We start from the raw sequence: 18,349 nt of genomic DNA on the forward strand, positions 1-18,349 counted from the left end.
GAGAAATTCGATCAATCGGATCTCATCACGGCAGCGATCGCGATGCCAGAGCGTGTTTGCGGCACGCCGCCGCCCCGATATGCCTATTCTCTGGGCAGCGACACACCCCAGATCTCCTCGATGAGGTCGGTGAAGGCGGCGACGGCGAGACCCGGAATGGTTCCGATTCGCGAGATCACCATCAGCCGATCGGCGACGAGCTCCTCGTCGGTGAGCGGCTTCCACACCAGTTCGCCGGATCGCAGTTCGCGCTCGAAGCCGACGTTGGTGAGGAAGCCGACCGAGCGCGAGCGGCGCACCAGCGCCGACATCAGCCGCAGCGAGTTGAGTTCGGCGCGCACCTTGAGATCGCGGCGGCGCGCGGCGAGGAGCGGCTCGACGGCGGTGCGCAGCGACATGCCGCGTGCCGGCAGCACCAGGGGCTCCTCGATCAGATCGTGGAAGGAGAGCGTGACGCGGTCGGCGAGCGGGTGACCGGCCGCCATCAGCGCGCCGACCGGGTGGGTCTCCTCATGGACCAGCCGCAAGCCCTCCAGCGGGTGGGTGGAGAAGGTGAAGCCGACGTCGGCCTGTCCCTCGTCGACCCGTCGTGTCACCTCGTCGGCGCCGGCGACGGTCAACACCACCTCGATGCCGGGGTGGCGGTGCCAATATTCGGCGAGGAGATCGGGCAGACGCTCGACCGAGATGCTCTCGACCGTGGCGATGCGGATACGGCCGCGCCGGAGCCCGCGCAGCGTGTCGAGCTCGGAGACGACGTCGTCGTAGCGGTCGAGCGTCTCGCGGACCTGACGAGCGAGGAGCGTGCCGGCCTCCGACAGGCGCAGGCCGCGACCGACCCGGTCGAACAGGCGGATGCCGAGATTCTCCTCGAGCAGCAGGATCTGCCGATTGACCGCGGAGGAGACGATGTTGAGTTCGCGCGCGGCGGCGCGGATCGAACCGGCGTCGGCGACGGCGAGGAAATACCGGAAGGCGGTGGACAGGATGGTGGTATCGATCCGCACGCGCCGGCCCTCGCCTGGAGGCTCGCCCCAGCTCGGGCGAGCCGGCGAGATGGTCGCGCGTCGGCGGATCGCTCGCAAGTGCGTAGGTAGTCTGACCAGGGGTGCGCGAGCATGATCGGGCGCCGCCTGCGGCGGCATGCTCAGGTCAGGCGCCGCCTGCGGCGGCGCGGCGGCGATCGATGATCACCAGCGCGATCAGATTGACCCAGGCGCCGGCCGAGGTGGCGAGCGCCAGGCCCGAGACGTCGTACTGGTCGGAGAGCCAGAACTTCAGCGCGACGTTGACGCCGATGCCGACGAAGGCGACCCACATCGGCGTGCGGGTGTCGCCGCGCGCGTGGAAGCCGGGCACCACCGAGCGCAGCAGGACGATCGCCAAGAGGCCGACGCCATAGGCCCTGAGGGTCGCGGCGGCGCGCATCGCGGCGGCCTCGTCGAAGGCGCCGCGCGCGAAGGCGAGTTTCACCAGGAGATCGGGGACCGCCAGGAAGACGACGACGAAGGGCGCGGTCAGCACCACCGACCAGAACACCGCCCGCTTCTGGGCGCGGCGGGCGCCGACGTCGTCGCCGGCGGCGAAGCGGCGCGAGAGCTCGGGCAGAAGCACGGTGCCGATGGCGATGGCGATGACGCCGATCGGCAGCTGATAGAGGCGGTCGGCGTAGTACATCGCCGAGACCGCGCCGTGCGGCAGGGCGGCGGCGAGGATCGTGTCGACGAACATGGCGATCTGGGCCGCGCCGGAACCGACCGTCGCCGGGCCGAGCCGCTTCAGGAAGGTCTTGACGCCGTCGTCGAGGACGGGCCGCGCCGGGACGAGCGAGAGGCCGGCCGGGCGCAGGGCCCATACCAGCAGGATCAGTTCGGCGACGCCGGCGATCGCGACGCCGATCGCGGCGCCGTGGACCGGGGCGTTGCTCCAGGTCGCCGCCAGCGGCGCGGCGGCGAGGACACCGCCGACGATCGCCACGTTGAAGAGGATCGGCGCGCCGGCGGCGGCGGCATAGCGATGATGCGCGTTGAGCACCGCGCCGTAGACCGTCACCAGCGTGACGCAGAGGAGATAGGGGAAGGTGATGCGGGTCAGCGTCACCGTGAGGTCGCCGAGGACGGGATCCTTCTCGAAACCGGGCGTGATCAGGACGAGGAGACCGCGCGCCCACAGCTCGGCGGAGATCAGGATCACCACCTGGACCGCCAGCAGCGCCCCCAGCACCCGCGCGGCGAATTCGAGCGCCTTTTCGGCGCCGTCGCGCTCGAGCGTGCCGGCATAGGTCGGCACGAAGGCGGCGTTGAAGGCGCCCTCGGCGAAGAGCGCGCGGAAATGGTTGGGGATGCGGAGCGCGATGAAGAAGGCGTCGGCGATCGGCCCGGCGCCGATCAGCCAGGCGAGCACCACGTCGCGGACGAAGCCGGTGGCGCGCGAGAGCATGGTGAAGCCGGAGACCGTGCCGACGCGAGCGAGAAACTTGGCGGCGGAGCCGGTCGGACGAAAGCTCGGCATCGATACCTCGAGAGGGCGTGAGGCGCGCGGCGCCGACGGCACTTGCCATAGGCAGGTTCGTCGCCGCGAACAAGCCCGACGGCCGACCGCCTCGCCGATCGGTCCTCAGGCCGCCCGGCCGGGAGGGGCGCCGGGCTTGGCCTGCCAGATCTTCTGACGATTGCGGATGGCGCGGGGCGCCGGGCCGAAATAGGTGGGCGTCTTCACGAATTCGCGCGGGTGGAGGATCACCGAGGCGATGCGCTGATAGAGCGCCTTGGCGGAGATCGGCTTGCACAACAATTCGTGAATGCCGAGCTTGCGCGCCTCCATGATGCGCGAGCGCTCGGTATGCGCCGTCACCATGATCACCGGCACGTAGGCGAAGGGGTTCTGCGGGTTGCGGATCATCCGCACCATGTCGGCGCCGTCGAGGATCGGCATCACCCAATCGAGGATGAGAATGTCGGGATTGGAGCGATCCATCGCCTCGAGGCCCGAAGCGCCGTCTTCCGCCTCGACGATGCGGCGCGCGCCGAAGCTCTGCAGCATCGTGCGCAAGATCGTCCGCATATAGGCGCTGTCCTCGACCACGAGGAAGGTCAGAGACGAAAGATCGAGATTCACCGGGCTCTCCCTTGTCCACTCAGATTCGCGCAGAAAGGTGAACGAGGCGTTTCCTCAGCCCCCTGCGACGACGAACCACGCCCGCGGGCGCGCCCGGGCGGCGAAAAGGGGCAACCTTGATCATGGTCAAAGTGCTTCGAGATCCTGTAAGTCTAATAAGGGGAGCGACGTGACCCGGGCGGCCGGCAGGCGGCCGTCGTGGGGCGCTCGTCAGACGAGAGGTGACGAAGAGGACCATCGCCGCAGAGGGGCCTTCCCACATCCGCCGATCGACGGGATCGGCCAGGGGAGACCGGCGAGGGGTCTTCATCGATCGAACGAGAAGAGCTCGAGGACGGACATGAACTATCAGACGATTTTCGAGGGCGCGATCGACCAGCTGAAGGCCGAGAAGCGCTACCGGGTGTTTGCCGACCTCGAGCGCATCGTCGGTCGCTTCCCGCATGCGATCTGGCGCAAGGACGACGTCGCGCGCGAAGTCGTGATCTGGTGCTCCAACGATTATCTCGGCATGGGCCAGCACCAGAGCGTGCTCGGCGCGATGATCGAGACCGCCTCGGGCATGGGCGCGGGCGCCGGCGGCACCCGCAACATCTCCGGCACCAACCATCCGCTGGTCGAGCTCGAGGCCGAACTCGCCGATCTCCACGGCAAGGAGGCGGGTCTCGTCTTCACCTCGGGCTTCGTCTCCAACGAGGCGGCGATCTCCACCATCGCCCGGCTGCTGCCCGACTGCCTGATCCTCTCCGACGAGCTCAACCATGCCTCGATGATCGAGGGCATCCGCCGCTCGGGCTGCGAGAAGAAGCTGTGGCGGCACAACGACACCGCCCATCTCGAGGAATTGCTCCAGGCGGCCGAGCCGGGCCGGGCCAAGCTGATCGTCTTCGAGAGCGTCTACTCGATGGACGGCGACGTCTCGCCGATCAAGGAGATCTGCGATCTCGCCGAGAAATACGGCGCGCTCACCTACATCGACGAGGTCCATGCGGTCGGCATGTACGGCCCGCGCGGCGGCGGCATCGCCGATCGCGAGGGGCTGATGGACCGGATCGACGTGATCGAGGGCACGCTCGCCAAGGCCTTCGGCACGCTCGGCGGCTACATCACCGCCACCAAGGCGATCTGCGACGCGGTGCGGTCCTATGCGCCGGGCTTCATCTTCACCACCGCGCTGCCGCCGGCGATCGCCGCCGCCGCCGCCGCCTCGATCCGCCATCTGAAGCGCTCCTCGACCGAGCGCGAGATGCAGCAGCGTCAGGCGCAGCAGGTCAAGGACGTGCTGGGCGAAGCCGGTCTGCCGGTGATGCCGTCGTCGACGCACATCGTGCCGATCTTCGTGGGCAATCCCGACCTCTGCAAGCAGGCCTCGGACATGCTGCTCGAGGAGCACGGCATCTACATCCAGCCGATCAACTATCCGACCGTGCCGCGCGGCACCGAGCGGCTGCGCGTGACGCCGACGCCGTTCCACGACGACGGTCTCGTCGAGAAGCTGCGCGCGGCGCTGGTCGAGGTGTGGGAGCGCCTGGGGCTTCCGCTCAGCGGGCCGATCGAGCCGGCGGCCGAGACCGTCGATCAGCCGGTCGCCCGCGTCGCGGTGCCGCGCTCCGGCGGCTGAACGCGTCTCCCGAGAGCGACGGAGGCGTCCGACGACGCCCCCTTCGCGGCTCCCTGGCCTCGGACGGCGCCAGCCGGTTCCGGGGCCTTTCTTTTTCGCGGACCCGCCTGTCCACAGGGGACACGGGGGCCGCGGGAGGATCGATCATCCCGCCCATGAGCCGGCGGGCGGCTCGGAATTCTCACTTCCGCGAGCCGCCGGGCGGCCCCCCCTCGTCTCACTTCTGCGAGCCGCCGGGCGGTTCGCAGGGCGCCTTGCCGGACGGCAGATCGTCGTCCTCGAGGATGCGCCATTTGGCGCCCTCGAGATCGTCGTATTGGCCCGACTTCAGCGTCCACATGAAGGCGAAGAGGCCGAGCAGGCCGAGACCGATGGCGATCGGAATGAGGAAGATCAGGACATCCATCGGGTTCTTCCCTTCGCGAGAGGTTCAGTGGTCGCCGCCGAGGCGCAGCCTCAGCGCGTTGAGCGTCACCAGGATCGAGGAGCCGGACATGGCGAGCGCGGCGATCAGCGGCGTCACCAGTCCCGCCACGGCGATCGGCACCGCCACGGCATTGTAGACGACCGACAGGCCGAGGTTCTGCACCATCGCGGTCTTGGCCCGACGCGCCACCCGCAGCGCCACCGCGACCGGGGTGAGACGATCGCCGAGGAAGACGGCGTCGGCGGCGGCCTGCGACAGATGCACGGCGGTCACCGGCGACAGCGACACGGTCGCCGCCGCCAGGGCGGGGGCGTCGTTGAGGCCGTCGCCGACCATCAGCACCTTCCGCCCCTCCGCCTTCAGCGCCTCGATACGCGCGATCTTGTCGGCCGGCTTCACGCCGGAGGTCCAGCGGTCGACGCCGAGATCGCCGGCGATCGCCGCGACCGCCGCCTCCCGGTCGCCGGAGAGGATCTCGACCGCATAGCCGGTCGCCTTCAGAGCCGCGATCACGGCGGCGGCGTCCTCGCGCACGCCCTGGCGGAGCGCGCAGACGATCACGCCGCCCGAGGCGTCGCGATGGGCGACCAGCGAGGCGTCGGGGAAGCGCTCGTGCAGCGCCGCGACCGTCGCCTCGTCGGCACCGCAGAAGTCGGGGGCGCCGAGACGCTCGACCGCGCCCTCGCCGGCCGTCTCGATGCCGCGACCGGGCACCTCGCGGACCTCGGCCGGCGGCGCGACCGCGCGGGTCGCCTCGGCCAGCGCGACGCCGAGCGGGTGGCGGCTGGCGCGGGCGAGCCGGCCCGCGGCGAGCAGGCGCTCGACGGTGAAGTCGCTCATGTTGAGGAGCCGCGCCTCGGGGAGCGTCAGCGTGCCGGTCTTGTCGAAGACGATGGTGTCGACGCTCGCCAGCCGCTCGATCGCATCGCCGGAATGGATCAGCACGCCGGCGCGGAAGAGAATGCCGGAGGTCACCACCTGCACCGCCGGGATCGCCAACGCCAGCGCGCAGGGGCAGGTGATGATCAGCACCGACACCGCGATGATGCCCGCCGGGGCGACGTCGAGGCCGCCGAAGAGCCACCAGCCGAGGAAGGTCAGCGCCGCCGCCGAATGGACGATCGGCGCATAGGCCGACGCCGCGCGATCGGCGAGGCGCATGTATTTCGACTTCGCCTGAGCCGCCGCCTCGAGCAGGCGGTTGACCTCGTCGAGGAGGGTTCCGGCCGTCGCCGCCGTGACGCGGACCTTCAGGACGCCGCCGACGTCGAGAGTGCCGGCATAGACGCGGTCGCCGGGGCCGACGGCGACGAGATCGGTCTCGCCGGTGATCAGGCTCTGGTCGATGTCGGAAGCGCCCTCCTCGACCACGCCGTCGACCGAGACCCGCTCGCCCGGGCGCACCAGGACGAGGGCGCCGGGCTCGACCTTGGAGAGCGGCACGTCGCGGACGGTGCCGTCGGGGCCGATCAGCGCGGCGGATTCGACCCGGAGCGCGGCGATGTTCTCGGCGACCGAGCGGGTGCGGCGGCGCATGTTCTGATCGAGAAAACGCCCGACCAGCAGGAAGAACAGCAGCATCACCACCGAATCGAAGAAGGCGTGTTCGGCCGAGCGCATCGTCTCGAAGATCGAGAGGCCGAGCGTCAGCACCACGCCGATGGTGATCGGCACGTCCATGTTGGTGCGGAAGGCGGCGAGCGCCCGGATCGCCGAACGGAAGAAGGGACGGCCGGAATAGGCGACGATCGGGATGGCGATGAGCGCCGAGACCCAATGGAAGAGGTCGCGGGTGGGCGCGTCGATGTCGGTGACGTTACCGGCCCAGACCGAGACCGACAGCAGCATGATGTTCATGGCGCCGAAGCCGGCGGCGCCCATGCAGCGCAGCAGCTCCTTGCTCTCGGCGTCCTCCTCGGCGGTGAGGCGGCCGGGATCGAAGGGATGGGCGCGGTAGCCGAGTCGCTCCAGCCGGCGGACGATCGCCCCGGCGTCGACCGCCTGCGGCTCCCAATCGACGGCGAGGCGGCGGGTGGTCAGATTGACCCGGGCATGAGCGACGCCGTCGAGGCCCTTGAGGCCGCGTTCGATCGTCGACATGCAGGCGGCGCAGGTGATGCCCTCGACCGCCAGATCCATATGGAGGCGGCCTTCGTCACCGGGGGTGGCGAAGGCGCTCCAGTCGCGGTCGCCCGAGAGAGGGGCGGAAGGGGACACGTCGGCCGTCGTCATGAGAGCGTTCCTCTGAGCGGTCGCTCGCCTCGGGCGCGGTCGTCGCCGGTCATCCCTTCGCCGTCGCCCCCGAAGCGTTCATTTGAAGAAGACGGTGTTCTGGGAGAGGAACAGGCGGCCGGCGGCGCCGTCGCCCTCGATCACCAGACCCCATTTGCCCGCCGCCGTCTCGCCGACGCTGCCCTCCCAACGGTCGGACGTGCCGGCGACCGGCACCAGGGCGATCTGCTTGTCGTGGGCGCGGTCGGCCGGGTGTTCCAGGCGGGCGTGGAAGGTGACGCCGGAGAGCGGCTTGCCGTCGCGATCGTGCCCGACCAACGTGACCCGGGCGACGCCGTCGTCGCCGCGCGCCGCCGCGGCCTCGACCTGCCAGGCGCGCTCGGCCTGCGCCCTGGCGGCGGCGATCTCGGCGTTGAACCGCTGGCCGTCGCGGAAGGAGGATTCCGTGACCACGCCCGGATAGGAGCCGATGGCGCGCCAGACCATGTAGCCGTTGACCACGAAGACCAAGCCGAAGGTGGCGAGGAGTATGAAGAGGACACGGCGGCCGTTCAGGCGAAAGCCACCGTCCTGCGGGTCCTGGGGAGCATTGAGCGTCGTCGGCACGAGAGCCTCCAGAGAAACGTCGGTGAGACGGGCGCTCCACGGCGGGCGCTCCGGCGAGAAGGGGGCGGGCGCGGCCCGCTCCCTCCGTCGATGTCGTCAGGGTGCCTTGAAGAAGTCGGAGGTGGTGACCGTCTGCCCCGTCGCGTCGCGCAGCACGAAGGTCACGCCCCGCGACTTCACGTCGTCGGCGCCGGCCGGCGAGGTGACGATCACGCGGATCTCGCGGGTCTGATCGGGCTCCACCGTCAGCAGGAGAGCATGATCGTCGCGACCCGCCGGGCTCGAGGTCTCGAGCCGGCTTCCGTGCGCCACTCCCTTGATCGAGAGACGGAACTGCTGGGTGGTCGCGATCTTGTTGAGCAGGCGGACGGTGTAGCCGTTGCGGATCGAGCCGTCGGAGTTCAGCACGTATTGCGGATTGCGATCGTGCAGGACGTTGAGGCCGATGGTGGCGCGGGTGCCGAGCTTCCATGCCATCAGGCCGCAGATCGCGGCGATCAGGACCGCATAGAGAACCGTGCGCGGACGGATGAACTTGTGGACTTCCGCCTCGCCCCGCTCGCGGCGATCGATGTTGATGTCGTTGTCGTAGGCGATCAGCCGCGTCGGCTGGCCGGTCTTGGCCATGACCGTGTCGCAGGCATCGATGCAGAGGCCGCACTGGATGCAGGAGAGCTGCGGGCCGAGGCGGATGTCGGTGCCGGTCGGGCAGACCGCGACGCACTGGCCGCAATCGACGCAATCGCCGGCCGGCTCACCGGCGGCGCGCAGCTTCCTGTTCTGCTTCAGCGAGCCGCGCGGCTCGCCGCGATCGGCGCGGTAGGAGACGTTGTAGGCCCATTCGTCGGTCAGCGCCGCCTGGATGCGCGGCCAGGGGCACATGTAGATGCAGACCTGCTCGCGCGCGAAACCGGCCATCAGATAGGTCGAGAAGGTCAGCGCGGCGATCCACATGTAGGCGACGAGCGGCGCCTGGAGCGTCGCCAGGTCCTTCACCAGGGTCGGGGCGTCGGCGAAATAGAGAACCCAGGCGCCGCCGGTCCACCACGCGATGAGGATCCAGAGCGCATGTTTGGTGACCTTGCGCCCCACCTTGCGCAGGGTCCACGGGCCGTCGTCGAGCAATTGGCGCTTGCGGCGATCGGCGCCCTCGACGAGGCGCTCGACCGCGAAATAGAGATCGGTCCACACCGTCTGCGGGCAGAGGTAGCCGCACCAGACGCGGCCGGCGAGCGCGTTCATCAGGAACAGCACGAAGGCGGCGACGATCAGGAGGCCGGTGACGTAATAGACTTCCTGCGGCCAGATCTCGATGAAGAAGAAATAGAACCGGCGGCCGGGCAGATCGATCAGCACCGCCTGATCGGGCTGGCCGACGCCACGATCCCAGCGCACGAAGGGCAGGAAATAGTAGATCGCCATGCCGAGGCCGAGAATGGCCCATTTCAGGCGCCGGAAGGTGCCGGCGACCGCGGCGGGATAGATCTTCTTGTGATCGGCGTAGAGCTTGGAACCCTCGTCGCCTGCCGTCTCGACACTCATCGCGATGTCCGTCCTTCCATCGTCGGCCCGCCCCGCCGGCCGAAGCCGCGGGCGAGCATGCGCCCTCGCCGCTCGTCCTAGGGCGGTCCGCCGGCCGGAGCAAGTGGGTTCGCCCCCATCGACGATCACGACGAGGAGACCTGTGGTCCCATCTCACCTTTTCGCGGTCGCGAGCGGCGACATGTCGCGGTGCCGAAACCGTGACCCGGGACATGCCGCGCCCCAAAAAAGAAAGGGAGGCGGTCACCCGCCTCCCTTTCGAGAGACCCTCATCGGATCACTTGCCGCCACCCAGCGAGTGGATGTAGACGGCGAGCGACTTGATGGTGATCGGATCGAGGCGACCTTCCCAGGCCGGCATGACACCGTGCTTGGGCTGGTTGACCTGGACCTCGACCGCGGCGACGCCGGAGCCGTAGAGCCAGATCTTGTCGGTGAGGTTCGGGGCACCCATCTCGATGTTGCCCTTCGCGTCTTCACCATGGCAGGAGGCGCAGTTGTCCGCGAACAGCTGCTTGCCCGAGTCCGTGCCCTTCACCGCGGTGTCGGACAGAGACATGACGTAGGTGGCGACGTCGGCGACCTGCTCCTTGGTGAGGATGCCGTCCTTGCCGAAGTTCGGCATGGTCATGTCGCGCATCTTGTCGTTGCCGGAGCGGATGCCGAAGCGGATGGTCTGGTAGATGTCCTCCAGCTTGCCGCCCCACATCCAGTCGTCGTCCTGCAGGTTCGGGAAGCCCGGACCGCCGGTCGCGCCCGAGCCGTGGCACGGAGCGCAGTTGTCGCCGAAGGCCGCCTTGCCGTTGGCCATCGCGAACTCGAGGAAGGCCGGGGTCGACTTGATCTTGTCGAGCGGCGCATCCGCGAGGCCGGAGGCGTTGGCGAGACGAGCGGCGTTGCCGCCTTCGTAGTCGGCGATCGCGGCCGAGCGCATGCTCGGACCGAAGAAGCCCTTTGTGTAGTCGCTGACCAGCGGCCAGGACGGATACACGAACCAGTATCCGATCGCCCAGACGATGCAGACGTAGAACACGTAGAGCCACCACTTCGGCAGCGGCGTGTTCAACTCCTTGAGGCCGTCCCATTCGTGGCCGGTCGTAGTCTGACCCGACAGATGGTCGAGTTCCTGTTGTGCCATGGATCAATCCTCCCGCAGGGGGATACGCGAAGCCTCGTCGAAGGGCCGTTTGTTGGACGGCCACAGGGCATAGACGAGAACACCCGCGAAGATGACGAAGAAGTAGACCAGTCCCCACGTCTGGGCGAACTGAGCGAGCGAGGAATAGGTAGTCATGACCTATGCCCTCCTCAGCGCACGTTCGCCTTGTCGTCGTAGCGGGTGAAGTCCACCATGGTACCGAGCACCTGAAGATAGGCGATCACGGCGTCGAGTTCGGTGACCTTGGCGGGGTTGCCGTCGAAGTCACGCGACACGGCCTTGCCGTAACGCTTCGCAACAGTCGCATCGTCGGGAGTCGCCTGCGCGACGGCATCGGCCGCGGCGTTGGCGATCATGTCGTCCGTGTAGGGGACGCCGACCAGAGCGTTGGTCCGCACCACCGCATCGATATGCTTGGTGTCGAGCTCGGCCTTCGCCAGGAAGGGATATCCCGGCATGACGCTGTCCGGCACGACCGAACGCGGGTTGATCAGATGCTCGACGTGCCACTTGTCGGAATACTTGTTTCCGACGCGGGCGAGATCCGGACCCGTGCGCTTGGAACCCCACTGGAAGGGGTGGTCGTACATGGATTCAGCCGCGAGGGAGAAGTGGCCGTAGCGTTCGATCTCGTCGCGCATCGGACGGATCATCTGGCTGTGGCACAGGTAGCAGCCTTCGCGGATGTAGATGTTGCGTCCGGCCAGTTCGAGCGGGGTGAAGGGACGCATGCCCTCCACCTTCTCGATCGTGCTCTTCAGATAGAAGAGGGGCACGATTTCGACCAGACCACCGATCGCCACGGCGATCAGGATGCCGACGAGCAGAACGATCGAGTTCTTCTCGAAAACAGCGTGCTTTTCGATCAGCGACATGGATCGTTTCTCCTCACTCGGCCGGGGCCAGAGCCGGGGAGCCGGCGGTGACGCCTTCGGCGTCCTCACCATGAACCACGGTCATGTACAGGTTGTAGACCATGATCAGCGAACCCAGGAGGAACAGGGCGCCGCCGAGAGCACGGATCGCATAGTAGGGGTGCATGGCCGCGACGGTCTCGATGAACGAGTACTCGAGGAAGCCGAGCTTGTCGTAGGCACGCCACATCAGGCCCTGCATGATGCCCGACACCCACATGGCGCAGATGTAGAACACGATGCCGATGGTGGCCAACCAGAAGTGCCAGGAGACCAGCTTGAGCGAATACACCGCCTTCTTGTTCCACAGCCACGGGAAGAGGCAGTAGAGCGCGCCGAAGGAGACGAAGCCGACCCAGCCGAGAGCGCCGGAGTGCACGTGACCGACGGTCCAGTCGGTGTAGTGCGACAGGCCGTTGACGGCCTTGATCGACATGAGCGGGCCTTCGAAGGTCGACATGCCGTAGAAGGCGACCGACACGACGAGCATGCGCAGGACGGGGTCGGTGCGCAGCTTGTCCCAGGCGCCCGAGAGCGTCATCAGGCCGTTGATCATGCCACCCCAGGACGGCATCCACAGGATGATCGAGAAGGTCATGCCGAGCGTCGACGCCCATTCCGGCAGAGCCGTGTAATGGAGGTGATGCGGGCCGGCCCAGATGTAGATGAAGATCAGCGCCCAGAAGTGCACGATCGACAGACGGTAGGAGTAGACCGGACGATCGGCCCGCTTCGGCACGAAGTAGTACATGATGCCGAGGAAGGCGGCGGTCAGGAAGAAGCCGACCGCGTTGTGGCCGTACCACCACTGGACCATCGCGTCCTGCACGCCGGAGAAGACCTGCACGGACTTGAGCGAATAGGGCGAGATCGGCACCGACACGTTGTTGCCGAGATGCAGCATCGCGACGGTGACGATGAAGGCGAGATAGAACCAGTTCGCCACGTAGATGTGGGCCTCGCGGCGACGCCACAGAGTGCCCAGGAAGGCGAGCAGGTAGACGACCCAGACGATGGTCAGCCACAGGTCGGCGTACCATTCCGGCTCGGCGTATTCCTTGCCCTGCGTGACGCCGAGCAGGTAGCCCGTACCGGCGATGACGATGAAGGCATTGTAGCCGAGCACGATGAACCACGGCGTCACGATGCCGGGCATGCGCGCCTGGCTGGTGCGCTGGACGACGTAGAACGACGTCGCGAGCAGCACGTTGCCGCCGAAGGCGAAGATGACCGCCGAGGTGTGCAGCGGACGCAGGCGCCCGAAGTTCAGGAACGGCAGATCGAAGTTGATCAGCGGGAAGGCCAACTCGGAGGCGATGTAGACGCCCACCAGGAAGCCGGCCACGCCCCAGAACATCGACGCGATCGCCGCGAACTTGACCGGGCCCATGTTGTAGTTCGGCTTGCCGTCGATCTCCATCGCCGGATTGGCGAGGCGAGTCTGGTAGCCCTTGATGATCAGGAAGATGCCCCCCGCCGCGAAGATCGCGCCGACGGTGGCGTGGACCGCCAACTGCCAATCCCATGCCTTGCCGGCAAGGATCACGCAGACGACGGCGAGAAGCGCGAGGAAGAGGGAATAGCCCATCTCCTCGAGCGTGAATGCCTTTGTCTCGACTGGTCGAGCCATCGTTCGCCCCGTTTCTTTATAGTCGATACGCCCCCGAACGGCTCGCCCCGCCGCCCCGCTCGCGAATTGCTTCGTTCACGGGGACACACGCGACGGCCGTCCGCCTTGTTTCTTCGTCGTCCCGACGACGTTCACCGAGTTCCCCCCCGGTGAGCGGCGTCGGAGCGCCGATCGGGTATCGGTCCGACCCTAGATCCGACCCTCCCCCGCAACTTTGATTCAAGTCAACGTGACCGGAACCGGAAACGGCGGCAGGTGTGATCGCGATCGACGGAGCGGACGCGTGCGGGAGAATAGCTGCGCGACGCTTCCATCAGCAGACGGTCGAAATACCTACAGCCGAACGATCCATCCCTTAGCCCCGGTGCCGTCCGCTCGCAATCGGCAATGACGAAGGGGAAACGCGACACGACGCCACCGAACCCGAGAAGCCCACGGTTTTCAAAGCGATCGCGGCGGCGTAGAATGACGATCGTCGATCGTGCGACGACGATCCGTGACGGCACCGGCGGGTGCGGGGCGATGGCCTCGGACCCGACGGTATGGATTGCGCCGCGAAAATCGACTGAATCGGAGGGCCCGAGGGCTCCCTTCCACACGGGGAGGGCGCCATGTCGCACCCCACCACCCGACCGGCGCGACGTGCCCGAGGGGTGGCTCGGGACGGGGCGGCGGTCTCGGTCGAATCGGCCCCGACGGCGGCGGTCCCGGCAGGACCGGCGTCGGGTCCGTTCGCGATCGCGCCCACGGCGGCGATCCTCGGCTCCCCTCCTTCGGATCGCCGGCCCGGGTTCCTGCCGGACGCGGCGGCGATCGACGCCTCAATCGATCCCGGAGTTGATCCGGGTCAAGGCCGCCCGGAGATCGAGACGCCATGGTGCCTTCCATGACGAACACCATCGAACTGAAATACGCGACCCGCAGCGTGCCGCGTTACACCAGCTATCCGACCGCGCCGCATTTCGGCGACGGCGTCGACGGCGCGCTCTATGCGTCCTGGCTCGCGGGGCTCGGCGACGAAGCGCCGGTGTCGCTCTATCTCCACGTCCCCTATTGCCGGGCGATCTGCCACTACTGCGGCTGCCACACCAAGGCGGCGCTGAAGGACGATCCGGTCATCGACTATGCCCGGGGGCTGGTCGCCGAGATCGCCCTGGTGCGCGCCGCGATTGGGCGGCGGCTCCGGGTCGGCCACATCCATTGGGGCGGCGGCACACCGAGCCTGTTGCCGATCCCGTCGTTCCGAGCCGTGGTGGCGGCGCTGCGCGAGGCCTTCGAGATCCTGCCGACGGCCGAGCACGCGATGGAGCTCGATCCGCGCACGGTCACCCCGGAGCTGGCGCAGGCGCTGGCGGAGGCGGGCATCACCCGCGCCAGTCTCGGCGTGCAGGACTTCGACGAGGCGGTTCAGGTCGCGATCGGCCGCATCCAGCCGATCGACACCGTGACCTCAGCGGTCGAGGCGCTGCGCGGCGCCGGCATCGCGGCGATCAACTTCGACCTGATGTACGGCCTGCCGCATCAGACGGCGGCGACGATCCGGCGGACGATCGAATTGGCGCACGGCTTCTCGCCCTCGCGCATCGCCCTCTTCGGCTATGCCCACGTGCCGTGGTTCAAGAAGCACCAGCGGCTGATCGACGAGGCGGCGCTGCCGGGCGCGACCGAGCGCATCGCGCTCGAGCGTACCGCGCGAGCGGCGCTCGCCGACTACGGTTACGAGCCGATCGGGCTCGATCACTTCGCCCTTCCGCACGACGACATGGCGATCGCCGCCAAGGCGGGCGACCTCCATCGCAATTTCCAGGGCTACACCACCGACACCTGCGACACGCTGATCGGCTTCGGTGCCTCCTCGATCGGCCAGACCGCCTTCGGCTTCGTCCAGAACGATCCCGACATCGGCCGTTGGCGCCGGGCGATCGAGAAGGGCAACCTGCCGATCGCCAAGGGCAAGGCGGTCGACGACGACGACCGGCTCCGGGCGGCGATCATCGAGCGCATCATGTGCGACTACGCGGTCGATCTCGACGCGGTCTGCGCCGCCCACGGCGTGACCACGGACGCGGTCGCCGACGCCTTCGAGCGGCTCGAGGAGCCGGCGCGCGACGGGTTGGTCGCGATCGACGGCCATCGGCTGACGGTGTCGGAGGCCGGCAAGCCGCTGGTGCGCATCGTCGCGGCCGCCTTCGACGTCTATCTGGCGCGGGCGGCGGCGCGGCACTCGGTGGCGGTGTGAGACCCGCGCCCGCGCCGATCCGAGGCTCGGAGCGGCGGGGACGCGGACGAACCCGAACCAGGGAGGGGACGAGGCCGATGACACACGGCGGCGCATGGTGGGGCGCGATCGTCTGCGCGCTCGCCCTCGTCTTCGTCCGCGCGGCGGCGGCATCCGACTATTCCGACCGCTGCGAATCGACCGACGGCACCTACGTCGTCGAGGACGGCTCGCTCTACGAGGCCGAGGCCCGCGCCCGCGGCGCCGCGACGGCCATCCCCTTCACGGTTCTGAGCCGAACCGTCGAGGCGGAGGAGGCCGGCTACTGCCTCTCCTGGGAGAAGGACGCGGGCGAGCGGCACTTCGACTTCCAATACCGCCGTTCGATCGACCGCATCGGCTTCGAGATCGGCGGCGCGTCCCGCGAGGCGGAGATGCGCTGCGTCCTCGAGGCCGACGGTCTGCCGGCCGCCTACGAATGCGACCGCAAGGTCGTGACGCGGCGGTCCGGGGTGGTGTCGCCGCTTCCCGACCTCGCGCCGGCGTCGTCCGGCGCGGCCGGGACCTCCGCCCCGGAGGCCGGGTCGGGGAAGGCGGTCGAGGCGCTCGACGCGGCGCTCGAGGGCAAATCCCCGACCGCTCCCCCTGCCCCGAAAGCAAGCGACGCGGGAACCTGGGAGCACAACGGCTCGACCCTGGTGATGATCGCCGACGGCGACGACCGCCGCCTCCTCTATACGGAGCCACGCGCCGGTCTCACCGCCAACGGGGTCGAGCCCGGCACGCTCCTCTTCGGCGGACGCATGGAGGGGACCTCGCTCGTGGGGCGGGCGCGGATCTTCACCAAGCGCTGCGGCGAGCTCGCCTACGCGGTGCGCGGGGCCTTCGAGAACGGCGGCGCGCGGCTGGTCTTGACCGGCAAGGTGCCGCGCGTCGACGAGGCGTGCCGGCCGGGCCGTCGGGCCGACGACCGTCTGGTGTTCATCCGGACGAAATAGCGGCGCCTCAATCCACCGCGATCGGCGCCACCGTCGCGGAGAGCACCGCGACGAGATCCTTCGGCGCGATGCGGATCTCCAGGCCGCGACGGCCGCCGGAGACATGGACGAGATCGGGCAGGAGCAGGGCCTCGTCGGCGACGATCGCCAGCGGCCGCTTGGTGCCGAAGGGCGAGATGCCGCCGAGGACGTAGCCGGTGAGGCGCTGGGCATCGGCCTTGTCGCCCATCTCGGCGCGTTTCCAGCCGAGCGCCTTGGCGGCGAGCGGCAGGCCGAGCTTGCGGGCGACCGGCACCAGCGCCAGGGCATGCGCCTTGGCGCCGTCGCTCACCACCAACGTCTTGAAGACCGAATCGGGGTCGAGCCCGAGCTTCTCCGAAGCCTCGAGCCCGTAGGCCTCGGCGCGCGGATCGTGGACGTATTCGAGGAGATCGAAGGCGATCTTCCGCGATTTGAGGAAGGTGGTGGCGGGGGTGGCGGCCAAGGGGAAGGCTCCGTCGCAAGAAGGCGGCGAGGCTAGCGCGAACCGCACCGGGAGGGAACACGCGCACGACCTGACGAGCAGACCCGACACGCCACGCGCAGCAGGATACGAACCGGACGTCTGCCGAGTGCCTCTACATTTTCGCCGCGCGAGATGCGATACGATCGTTCATGATCGCCTCGCCCAAGCTCGACACGGTGCTGCCCCACATTGCCGCCATGGCAGCGGCCCTGCTCGTGGACTTGGCGGTGCGGCACCCGCTGCGATTGCCGCCGGGACCGTTCGACACGAGAGACGTCATCGTCGTCGTAGCTGCGTCGATATACTGCGCCACACCGCTGGTCTTCATCCTCGCCTTCGTTCCATCCAATCGCGGCTTCACCTTCGTGAAAATTCATGCGGCGATCATGATTTCGGCAGGCCTGGTGGCACAGAGCAGCGTCGATCTGGCGGGAGGAGCAGGATTCGTGCTGCTCACCGTCATGGCCGCTCATGTCCCCGCCGGAATCTCCTGGATCATGACGGACCGCGACCATTCCGGTCCGCCATGGCTCTTCACCCGCCTCACGCTCGCCTTCACCGTCGGAGGAGGCATCGGCAGCGCGTTGCCTTGAGCGCGTTTGCGCGGGCTCCGCTCAGTGCGTGCCGGTCAGCCGGCAGATGCCGCAGACGTCGGTGAGACGGATGCGATCCTGCTTCTCGATGGCGACGAGGCCGCGACGCTTCAGGTCCGAGATCACCCGGCTCACCGTCTCGATGGTCAGGCCGAGATAGTCGGCGATCTCCTGACGGGTCATGGTCAGTTCGATGACCTGCTCGTCCTTCTCGCCCGTCGGGCCGTGGCAGCCGGGCTGGCCGCGCGACGGCACGAAGCGCATCAGGAAGCTCGCCACGCGCTCGAAGGCCGACTTGCGGCCGAGCAGGACCGCGTGGTCGTGGAGGCGCTCGATCTGCTCGCGCAGGCAGGCGGCGACGTGACCCTGGAACTGGGCGGAGCCCTCCAGCTCACGGCGATCGAGGATCCGCACCACGCTCGGCGTGAGGGTCTCGGCGTTGCAGTCGTAGAGCTTGCCGGCGACGATGCCGAACAGCGCGTTGGGCGCCACCACCTCGACCACCTGACGGCGGCCGTCCGGCAGCAGCTTGAACAGCATCACCGCGCCCTCGATCAGCTCGTAGACGCGGTCGGCCGGATCGCCTTCGTAGAAGACGGCGTCGTGTTCGGCGAGACGCTGGGTCTTGACCCGTTGCGAGCGGGCGAAGTCGGACCAGCCGGCATCGCCGGCCGAGTCGCGAGGCAGTGCGCCGGCATTGCCGAAGGCGCGATCCGAATAGGCCATGTCCGTTTCCTCCTCGTCGGTCGTTTCCCACCCGTCACACTCGGTGTGACGGCCGTCCGTG

The 18,349-nt window shown here is 68.3% G+C and carries 17 protein-coding genes; 4 read left to right on the top strand and 13 right to left on the bottom strand.

The genetic code is table 11. The features are described from left to right. Window positions 1-83 precede the first annotated feature (83 nt). The 3 genes from J3S89_RS22060 to J3S89_RS22070 form a co-directional block, all read right to left on the bottom strand. Complete coding sequence (locus tag J3S89_RS22060) at window positions 84-1,007, bottom strand: LysR family transcriptional regulator (RefSeq protein ID WP_217931584.1); 924 nt, start codon at window positions 1,005-1,007, stop codon at window positions 84-86. A 145-nt stretch (window positions 1,008-1,152) separates the two neighbouring features. Next, window positions 1,153-2,511, bottom strand: a complete 1,359-nt coding sequence (gene murJ / locus J3S89_RS22065) for a murein biosynthesis integral membrane protein MurJ (protein WP_217931586.1) — start codon at window positions 2,509-2,511, stop codon at window positions 1,153-1,155. A 105-nt stretch (window positions 2,512-2,616) separates the two neighbouring features. Next, window positions 2,617-3,117, bottom strand: a complete 501-nt coding sequence (locus J3S89_RS22070; protein WP_217931589.1) for a response regulator — start codon at window positions 3,115-3,117, stop codon at window positions 2,617-2,619. A 340-nt stretch (window positions 3,118-3,457) separates the two neighbouring features. Here J3S89_RS22070 and hemA point away from each other — a divergent pair, with 340 nt between their 5' ends. Then, on the top strand, window positions 3,458-4,738 hold the full coding sequence (gene hemA, locus J3S89_RS22075) for a 5-aminolevulinate synthase (protein ID WP_217931591.1): 1,281 nt from the start codon (window positions 3,458-3,460) through the stop codon (window positions 4,736-4,738). 217 nt (window positions 4,739-4,955) lie between these two features. Here hemA and ccoS read toward each other — a convergent pair whose 3' ends face one another. The 8 genes from ccoS to ccoN form a co-directional block, all read right to left on the bottom strand. Continuing rightward, window positions 4,956-5,144: a cbb3-type cytochrome oxidase assembly protein CcoS gene (gene ccoS / locus J3S89_RS22080; protein WP_217931593.1), complete on the bottom strand. Its 189-nt coding sequence runs from the start codon at window positions 5,142-5,144 to the stop codon at window positions 4,956-4,958. Between the two features lie 24 nt (window positions 5,145-5,168). Continuing rightward, a complete protein-coding gene (locus tag J3S89_RS22085) occupies window positions 5,169-7,397 on the bottom strand; it encodes a heavy metal translocating P-type ATPase (protein WP_217931595.1) in 2,229 nt (742 codons plus the stop codon). A gap of 78 nt (window positions 7,398-7,475) precedes the next feature. Then, window positions 7,476-8,003: a FixH family protein gene (locus tag J3S89_RS22090; protein ID WP_217931597.1), complete on the bottom strand. Its 528-nt coding sequence runs from the start codon at window positions 8,001-8,003 to the stop codon at window positions 7,476-7,478. Window positions 8,004-8,099: 96 nt separating this feature from the next. Next, a complete protein-coding gene (ccoG, locus tag J3S89_RS22095; protein ID WP_217931599.1) occupies window positions 8,100-9,545 on the bottom strand; it encodes a cytochrome c oxidase accessory protein CcoG in 1,446 nt (481 codons plus the stop codon). 277 nt (window positions 9,546-9,822) lie between these two features. Beyond that, window positions 9,823-10,683 (bottom strand): cytochrome-c oxidase, cbb3-type subunit III, encoded by an 861-nt coding sequence (gene ccoP / locus J3S89_RS22100; protein ID WP_217931601.1) that lies wholly within the window; start codon window positions 10,681-10,683, stop codon window positions 9,823-9,825. A 3-nt stretch (window positions 10,684-10,686) separates the two neighbouring features. Continuing rightward, window positions 10,687-10,839, bottom strand: a complete 153-nt coding sequence (locus tag J3S89_RS22105; protein WP_217931602.1) for a cbb3-type cytochrome c oxidase subunit 3 — start codon at window positions 10,837-10,839, stop codon at window positions 10,687-10,689. A gap of 14 nt (window positions 10,840-10,853) precedes the next feature. Further along, window positions 10,854-11,579 (bottom strand): cytochrome-c oxidase, cbb3-type subunit II, encoded by a 726-nt coding sequence (ccoO, locus tag J3S89_RS22110; protein WP_217931604.1) that lies wholly within the window; start codon window positions 11,577-11,579, stop codon window positions 10,854-10,856. 13 nt (window positions 11,580-11,592) lie between these two features. Further along, complete coding sequence (gene ccoN, locus J3S89_RS22115; RefSeq protein WP_217931606.1) at window positions 11,593-13,248, bottom strand: cytochrome-c oxidase, cbb3-type subunit I; 1,656 nt, start codon at window positions 13,246-13,248, stop codon at window positions 11,593-11,595. Window positions 13,249-14,134: 886 nt separating this feature from the next. On the opposite strand from ccoN, the gene hemN reads away from it, so the two are divergent. Together hemN and J3S89_RS22125 are read left to right on the top strand one after the other, a co-directional pair. Beyond that, window positions 14,135-15,487: an oxygen-independent coproporphyrinogen III oxidase gene (hemN, locus tag J3S89_RS22120; protein ID WP_217931608.1), complete on the top strand. Its 1,353-nt coding sequence runs from the start codon at window positions 14,135-14,137 to the stop codon at window positions 15,485-15,487. A gap of 77 nt (window positions 15,488-15,564) precedes the next feature. Then, window positions 15,565-16,464 carry a hypothetical protein gene (locus J3S89_RS22125; RefSeq protein ID WP_217931610.1) on the top strand — a complete coding sequence of 300 codons (900 nt, stop codon included), beginning with the start codon at window positions 15,565-15,567 and terminating at the stop codon, window positions 16,462-16,464. 7 nt (window positions 16,465-16,471) lie between these two features. On the opposite strand, the gene J3S89_RS22130 is transcribed toward J3S89_RS22125, so the two are convergent. Beyond that, window positions 16,472-16,948, bottom strand: coding sequence for an aminoacyl-tRNA deacylase (locus tag J3S89_RS22130; RefSeq protein ID WP_217931612.1), 477 nt, complete (start codon window positions 16,946-16,948; stop codon window positions 16,472-16,474). Window positions 16,949-17,118: 170 nt separating this feature from the next. Here J3S89_RS22130 and J3S89_RS22135 point away from each other — a divergent pair, with 170 nt between their 5' ends. Then, window positions 17,119-17,562: a hypothetical protein gene (locus tag J3S89_RS22135; RefSeq protein WP_217931614.1), complete on the top strand. Its 444-nt coding sequence runs from the start codon at window positions 17,119-17,121 to the stop codon at window positions 17,560-17,562. 21 nt (window positions 17,563-17,583) lie between these two features. On the opposite strand, the gene J3S89_RS22140 is transcribed toward J3S89_RS22135, so the two are convergent. After that, entirely contained in the window at window positions 17,584-18,288 is a 705-nt protein-coding gene (locus tag J3S89_RS22140) for a helix-turn-helix domain-containing protein (protein ID WP_217931616.1), read from the bottom strand. Window positions 18,289-18,349: the final 61 nt, after the last annotated feature.

Source organism: Pinisolibacter aquiterrae (genome assembly GCF_019160155.1).
In the GTDB taxonomy this organism is placed as follows: Bacteria; Pseudomonadota; Alphaproteobacteria; order Rhizobiales; family Ancalomicrobiaceae; genus Pinisolibacter; species Pinisolibacter aquiterrae.

Bases quoted from the DNA above. Each gene is read 5' to 3' on its own strand.
- murJ (WP_217931586.1), bottom strand. From the start codon at position 2,511: ATGCCGAGCTTTCGTCCGACCGGCTCCGCCGCCAAGTTTCTCGCTCGC.
- hemA (WP_217931591.1), top strand. From the start codon at position 3,458: ATGAACTATCAGACGATTTTCGAGGGCGCGATCGACCAGCTGAAGGCC.
- ccoS (WP_217931593.1), bottom strand. From the start codon at position 5,144: ATGGATGTCCTGATCTTCCTCATTCCGATCGCCATCGGTCTCGGCCTG.
- J3S89_RS22085 (WP_217931595.1), bottom strand. From the start codon at position 7,397: ATGACGACGGCCGACGTGTCCCCTTCCGCCCCTCTCTCGGGCGACCGC.
- ccoG (WP_217931599.1), bottom strand. From the start codon at position 9,545: ATGAGTGTCGAGACGGCAGGCGACGAGGGTTCCAAGCTCTACGCCGAT.
- ccoP (WP_217931601.1), bottom strand. From the start codon at position 10,683: ATGGCACAACAGGAACTCGACCATCTGTCGGGTCAGACTACGACCGGC.
- J3S89_RS22105 (WP_217931602.1), bottom strand. From the start codon at position 10,839: ATGACTACCTATTCCTCGCTCGCTCAGTTCGCCCAGACGTGGGGACTG.
- ccoO (WP_217931604.1), bottom strand. From the start codon at position 11,579: ATGTCGCTGATCGAAAAGCACGCTGTTTTCGAGAAGAACTCGATCGTT.
- ccoN (WP_217931606.1), bottom strand. From the start codon at position 13,248: ATGGCTCGACCAGTCGAGACAAAGGCATTCACGCTCGAGGAGATGGGC.
- hemN (WP_217931608.1), top strand. From the start codon at position 14,135: ATGACGAACACCATCGAACTGAAATACGCGACCCGCAGCGTGCCGCGT.
- J3S89_RS22125 (WP_217931610.1), top strand. From the start codon at position 15,565: ATGACACACGGCGGCGCATGGTGGGGCGCGATCGTCTGCGCGCTCGCC.
- J3S89_RS22135 (WP_217931614.1), top strand. From the start codon at position 17,119: ATGATCGCCTCGCCCAAGCTCGACACGGTGCTGCCCCACATTGCCGCC.
- J3S89_RS22140 (WP_217931616.1), bottom strand. From the start codon at position 18,288: ATGGCCTATTCGGATCGCGCCTTCGGCAATGCCGGCGCACTGCCTCGC.